This is a genomic window from Kitasatospora sp. NPDC059817 (genome assembly GCF_042731835.1).
GTDB lineage: Bacteria > Actinomycetota > Actinomycetes > Streptomycetales > Streptomycetaceae > Kitasatospora.
Map to the genome: position 1 here is coordinate 1 of NZ_JBHWIR010000304.1, position 5,604 is coordinate 5,604.

Annotated in this window: 7 protein-coding genes; 4 read left to right on the plus strand and 3 right to left on the minus strand. The window is 73.8% G+C overall.

What is annotated here, in order from left to right:
- Positions 1-316 precede the first annotated feature (316 nt).
- The gene (gene folP / locus ACFV61_RS33880; protein WP_063351161.1) at positions 317-1,129 is read right to left on the minus strand and encodes a dihydropteroate synthase; all 813 of its coding nucleotides are present in this window, start codon (positions 1,127-1,129) and stop codon (positions 317-319) included.
- 178 nt (positions 1,130-1,307) lie between these two features.
- Here folP and ACFV61_RS33885 point away from each other — a divergent pair, with 178 nt between their 5' ends.
- Both ACFV61_RS33885 and ACFV61_RS33890 read left to right on the plus strand, forming a co-directional pair.
- A complete protein-coding gene (locus ACFV61_RS33885; protein WP_063347936.1) occupies positions 1,308-1,748 on the plus strand; it encodes a DivIVA domain-containing protein in 441 nt (146 codons plus the stop codon).
- Positions 1,745-2,338 carry a DNA-3-methyladenine glycosylase I gene (locus ACFV61_RS33890; RefSeq protein WP_363372569.1) on the plus strand — a complete coding sequence of 198 codons (594 nt, stop codon included), beginning with the start codon at positions 1,745-1,747 and terminating at the stop codon, positions 2,336-2,338. The genes ACFV61_RS33885 and ACFV61_RS33890 overlap by 4 nt, the downstream gene beginning before the upstream one ends.
- A gap of 30 nt (positions 2,339-2,368) precedes the next feature.
- On the opposite strand, the gene ACFV61_RS33895 is transcribed toward ACFV61_RS33890, so the two are convergent.
- Positions 2,369-3,169, minus strand: a complete 801-nt coding sequence (locus ACFV61_RS33895; RefSeq protein ID WP_380495920.1) for an enoyl-CoA hydratase-related protein — start codon at positions 3,167-3,169, stop codon at positions 2,369-2,371.
- Positions 3,170-3,466: 297 nt separating this feature from the next.
- Between ACFV61_RS33895 and ACFV61_RS33900 the strand changes: the two genes are divergently transcribed.
- The gene (locus ACFV61_RS33900; protein WP_014137929.1) at positions 3,467-3,634 is read left to right on the plus strand and encodes a DUF3117 domain-containing protein; all 168 of its coding nucleotides are present in this window, start codon (positions 3,467-3,469) and stop codon (positions 3,632-3,634) included.
- Between the two features lie 198 nt (positions 3,635-3,832).
- Here the strand turns inward: ACFV61_RS33900 and ACFV61_RS33905 are convergent, their stop codons facing one another.
- Positions 3,833-4,441, minus strand: coding sequence for an O-methyltransferase (locus ACFV61_RS33905; protein WP_244293377.1), 609 nt, complete (start codon positions 4,439-4,441; stop codon positions 3,833-3,835).
- Positions 4,442-4,753: 312 nt separating this feature from the next.
- Between ACFV61_RS33905 and sigE the strand changes: the two genes are divergently transcribed.
- Complete coding sequence (sigE, locus tag ACFV61_RS33910; protein WP_063351160.1) at positions 4,754-5,482, plus strand: RNA polymerase sigma factor SigE; 729 nt, start codon at positions 4,754-4,756, stop codon at positions 5,480-5,482.
- Positions 5,483-5,604: the final 122 nt, after the last annotated feature.

Consider the following 5,604-nt stretch of genomic DNA (forward strand, 5'->3'; position numbering starts at 1 on the left):
CCTCAAACGCGCCCAACACCACAACTGGCCACCACCACAACCGGCAACAGTCACCGTCACCCAGCACGACACAACCTAAAGTCACTGGCATTGGATCTAGGGCGTGTCTTCAAACCCCCGTCGTCCGCCCGGAGGGCGGGCGTGGCGGCGTTGGGGTGCGTGCATCGCAAGGCGGAGGAGAGAGTCCATGCGGTGGGGGCACCTCCCGGCCGAAGGCTGGGGGCCATCGGCGACTGACGACAACGCGGCGAGGCGCGTGCCCCGGCGTCGGCGCGCAGGCGGGGGTTTGAAGACACGCCCCGGGCCCCCGGGCCGCCTACGCCAGCCCCCGGCGGGCGACCGCCGGGGGGCGGGTGCCCCGGATCGAGGCGACCATGTCCAGCACCTGGCGGGTCTCCGCGACCTGGTGGACCCGGTAGACCTGAGCGCCCAGCCAGGCCGAGACCGCGGTGGTGGCCAGGGTACCGAGCAGCCGCTCGTTCACCGGCCGGTCCAGCGTCTCGCCGACGAAGTCCTTGTTGGACAGCGAGACCAGCACCGGGAAGCCGGTCGCGGTCATCTCCGGCAGCCGCCGGGTGGCCTCCAGCGAGTGCCGGGTGTTCTTGCCGAAGTCGTGCCCCGGGTCGATGATCACCGCGTCCCGCCGCACGCCCAGCTCCACCGCCCGCTCGGCCAGCCCGACGGTCACCCGCAGGATGTCCGCCATCACGTCCTGGTAGCCGACCCGGTGCGGCCGGGTGCGCGGCTCGGCGCCGCCCGCGTGCGTGCAGACCAGCCCGACGTCGTGGCGCGCGGCCACCTCGGCGAGCTTCGGGTCCACCCCGCCCCAGGCGTCGTTCAGCAGGTCGGCGCCCACCTCGCAGACGGCCTCGCCGACCTCGTGCCGCCAGGTGTCGACGCTGATCACGGCCTCCGGGTGGCGCTTGCGCAACTCGGCGACGAAGGGCACGGTGCGCCGCAGTTCCTCCTCCACCGTGACCTCGTCACCGGGCCCGGCCTTCACCCCGCCGATGTCCAGGATCGCCGCGCCCTCGGCCATCGCGCGGTCGGCGGCGGCGAACGCGGCCTCGTCCGCGAAGGTCGCCCCCTTGTCGAAGAACGAGTCCGGCGTCCGGTTGACGATCGCCATGATCACCAGCTCGTCGTCACCGAATTCCCGCGGTCCCAGGCGCAGTGCCACCGATGTCTCCTCCACAGCTGCTGCGGGTGCGATGATGGCCCCCGGCCTCACAGGGACCATGCTGTCATGATCAGTTTGGTCGGGGGCACTTCGCAGCAGGCCGGCCGGGAGTTCGGGAGGACAGCTCGTGTTCTGGGTGATCGTGGTCGCCATGGCCGTGGTGGTCGGCGGCGCCGCGCTGGTGGCGCTCGGCGGGGGCGGCTCGATGCCGGAGGCGGTGCAGGACCGCCTCGCGGCCCGGCTGCCGCAGGACCGTCCGCTGAGCAAGGCGGACGTCGACGACCTGCGGCTGCCGATGGCCGTCCGCGGCTACCGGATGGACGAGGTCGACGACGTCCTGGACCGCCTCGGCGCCGAACTCGCCTACCGCGACTCGCGGATCGCCGAACTGGAGGCCGCCGGCCACCTGCGCGGCGCGGTCGAGGCGACCGACGGCCCGGACGCCGGCGCCGAACCGCTGCCCGGCCTGGAGGAGTTCGCGAAGGTGGTCGAGCCGGCCGTCGCGCTCACCAAGGAGCGGCCCGAGCAGGAGCGGCCCGAGGACGCGAAACCGGTGAACGACCGGTGACCGCCCTCACCGAGGGCGCGGTGCTCGGCGCGGACGGCCTGCGCCGCTGCGCCTGGGGCGAGTCGACCGACGACTACCGGGCCTACCACGACACCGAGTGGGGCCGTCCGGTGCACGGCGACGACGCCCTGTTCGAGCGGGTCTGCCTGGAGGCGTTCCAGTCCGGGCTGTCCTGGCTGACCATCCTGCGCCGCCGGGAGGGCTTCCGGGCCGCGTTCGCCGGCTTCGGGATCGCCGAGGTCGCCGAGTTCGGCGAGGCGGACGTGGAGCGGCTGCTCGCCGACACCGGCATCATCCGCAACCGGGCCAAGATCCAGGCCGCCATCGCCAACGCCCGGGTCGCCCGCGACCTGGACGGCGGGCTGGACGCGCTGATCTGGCAGTTCGCCGGAGCCCCGGACCGGCCGGCCCCCCGCACGATGGGGGAGGTGCCGGCCGTCACGCCCGAGTCGACCGCGCTCGCGAAGGCCCTGAAGAAGGAGGGCTTCCGCTTCGTCGGCCCGACCACCGCCTACGCCCTGATGCAGGCCTGCGGCCTGGTCGACGACCACCTGGCGGACTGCCACGTCCGCACCGCGCGCCCGGTCTGACCGGTCGGGCAGGAAACCCTGGGACCCGCCCTAGCGGCCCAGGTACTGCGGCTTCTCCTTGGCGATGAAGGCGCGGACCGCGATCCGGTGGTCCTCGCTCTCGCCGGCCAGGGTCTGCAGCTCGTCCTCCTTGTCGAGCAGTTCGTCCAGCGAGTGCGAGGCGCCGTACGCCAGCGACTCCTTGATGGCGCCGTAGGCCACCGTGGGGCCTGCGGCCAGCTCCTGGGCGAAGGCCCGCGCGGTGGCGGCGAGCTCCTCGGCCGGCACCACCCTGGTGGCCAGGCCCAGCTCCAGCGCCTCGGCGGCCTTGACCGTCCGGGGCAGCATCAGCAGCTCGGTGGCCCTGGCGTGCCCGACCAGCCGGGGCAGCGTCCAGGAGGCGCCCGAGTCGGCGGTCAGGGCGATCCCGGCGAAGGCGGTGTTGAAGCCGGCCCGGTCGGAGAGGACCCGGAAGTCGCAGGCGAAGGCCAGCGAGGCGCCCGCGCCGGCCGCCACCCCGCCGACCGCGGCGACGGTCGGCTTGCGCATCCCGGCCAGCGCCCGCACCAGCGGGTTGTAGTGCTCGGCGACGGTGCGCAGCGCGCCCTCGCCGGTCTCGTCGGCCCGCTTCAGCATCGTCAGGTGCTCGTTCAGGTCCTGCCCGACGCAGAACGCGCGCTCGCCGGACCCGGTCAGCAGCACCGCCCGCGCCGCCGGGTCCGCGGCCGCGGCGGCCACGGCGTCCCGCAGTGCGATCTTGGTCGCGACGTCGAGGGCGTTCATCGCCTCCGGGCGGTTGATGGTGATGACGGCCAGGCCGCCGTCCAGCTCGTACAGCACGGAATCGGACATGGGCGAGGGCTCCCCGGTGGTCGGCTCGGTGTCGGTCGAGTGCCAGGATGCCGGAGCGGACGGCCGGGTGGGGAGTGTGAGGTATCGCACCTTTCGGCGGCCCGCGCACCGCCGCCACGCCGGGGCTTATGACGGCAATTGCGGCGCTTGGGGGCGGTCCGGCCGATGTTGCACCGAGAGTGATGTTGGTCATCAGCCCGTGGCATGCGGGATAATGGCTTCCGATCAATGCGTTCGATACCGGCGGTGGACGGACTGCCGGTGCGTAGCTGAGCGGTTGCAGGAAGGGGAACGAGCATGGCGGCCATGAAGCCGCGGACGGGTGACGGCCCGCTCGAAGTCACCAAAGAGGGACGGGGCATCATCATGCGCGTTCCGCTCGAAGGCGGCGGACGCCTTGTGGTGGAGCTCACACCTGACGAGGCCGACGCCCTCGGCGAGGCCCTGAAGAAGGCCTGCGGCTGACCGCAGCGGGTGCTCGTCATCTCCTGGAGATGTGCTGCCGGGCCCGGGTACGACGTCATGTCGGCCCGGGCCCCGCGGCGTTTGGGGCCCTGCGGCGTTCAAGGGCCCGGCGCGTCAGGCGCCCGGCGGCCGCGGCCTGAGGCGGCGGGACCGCCACCTGACGGTCCCACTGCCTGACGGCCCTGCCGCTCGACGGTCCTACCGTTTGATGGCGCAGAGCAGCCCGTCCGAGACCGGCAGCAGCGCCGGCAGCAGCGCCTCGCTCTCCCGGACGTCCCGGACCAGGTCGCGCACCGCGCCCGTCTGGGGGTCCTGCAGCTCCGGCTCGGCCAGCCGGCCCTCCTGGAACACCCCCTCGAAGCAGACCATCCCGCCCGGCCGCAGCAGCCGCAGCGACTCCAGCAGGTACTCCCGGGACTCGGCCGGGTCGCCGTCGCAGAACACCAGGTCGTACTGGCCGTCGGCGAGCCGGGGCAGCACCTCCAGCGCCCGGCCCGGTATGAACCGCGAGCGGTTGGCCGCGAATCCGGCCGCGTGGTACGCCTCGCGGGCCAGCTGCTGGCGCACCGGTTCGGAGTCCACCGTGGTGAGCACGCCGTCCGGCCGCATGCCGCGCAGCAGGTAGACCCCGGAGACGCCCGTCCCGGTGCCGATCTCGGCCACCGCCTTGGCGTCCAGTGCCGCGGCCAGCAGCCGCAGGCACGCCCCGCCGCTGGGCCCGATCGCCCGTATCCCGGTGCGCGCGGACTGCGCCCGGGCGTAGGTCAGCACCGCGTCCTCGCCGACGTAGGTGTCGGCGAGGGCCACACGCTCGGGCCCGAACTCGCTGATGGCTGCCTCTTTCGGAGCCCCGGGTTACGGCCCGGTGCCGAGGGAAGTCGATATTTCCTGGCACAGATTACTGGCCGACCGGGAACCGCGTACGGCGGCGGGCCGTTGTCACGAAGGACCGGGTACGGGAGACCTCCCGGGCACTTTTATCCGGGCTTGACGGGTGAGGTGGATATGGTGGTGGCCCTGCTGGGCAGAAGAGCCGACCGAGGAGGTGTGGCCGAGGGCGACGTCCCCGTGCGGCGGCACTCCCGCTGCACCGCGTCGGCCCGTACGCCGAAGCCCGTGATGAACCAGCCTGCGCACTCCGACCTGGACCAGCCCGCCGCCGCAACGCCGGCCGCCGGTACCACCGAGGCCCCCGCCCTCGCGACCTTCACCGAGGGCCCCGACGCGCAGACCTGGACTCCGCCCTCCTGGGAGGAGATCGTCGAGGCGCACAGCGCCCGGGTCTACCGCCTCGCGTACCGCCTGACGGGCAACCAGCACGACGCCGAGGACCTCACCCAGGAGGTCTTCGTCCGGGTGTTCCGTTCGCTGTCCACCTACACCCCCGGCACGTTCGAGGGCTGGCTGCACCGGATCACCACCAACCTGTTCCTGGACATGGTCCGCCGCCGCCAGCGCATCCGCTTCGACGCGCTCGGCGAGGACGCGGCCGAGCGGCTCGCCTCCCGCGAGCCCAGCCCGGCCCAGCACTTCAGCGACACCCACTTCGACGCCGACGTGCAGCACGCCTTGGACACCCTCGCCCCGGAGTTCCGCGCCGCCGTGGTGCTCTGCGACATCGAGGGACTGTCCTACGAGGAGATCGCCGCCACGCTGGGCGTCAAGCTCGGCACCGTCCGCAGCCGCATCCACCGCGGCCGCTCGCACCTGCGCGCCGCGCTCAAGCACCGTGCCCCCGGCTCGGCCCCCGGGCGCGAGCGCCGCGGCGGCTCGGAGGAGCCGGTGCCGGTCGGCGCCGCCGTCGAGGGCGCGCTCGCGCCGGGTGTGCGCGGACGGAGGCGATCGTGAGCGGAACCGGCCGGTCCGGGCCGGGCCAGCCGGGCCCCGCCCGCCCGGGGGGGGGGACGCGGGGGGGGGGCCCCGCCCAGCCCCCCGCGGGCGGCCCCCCCCGGGGGCCCCCGCAGACCCCC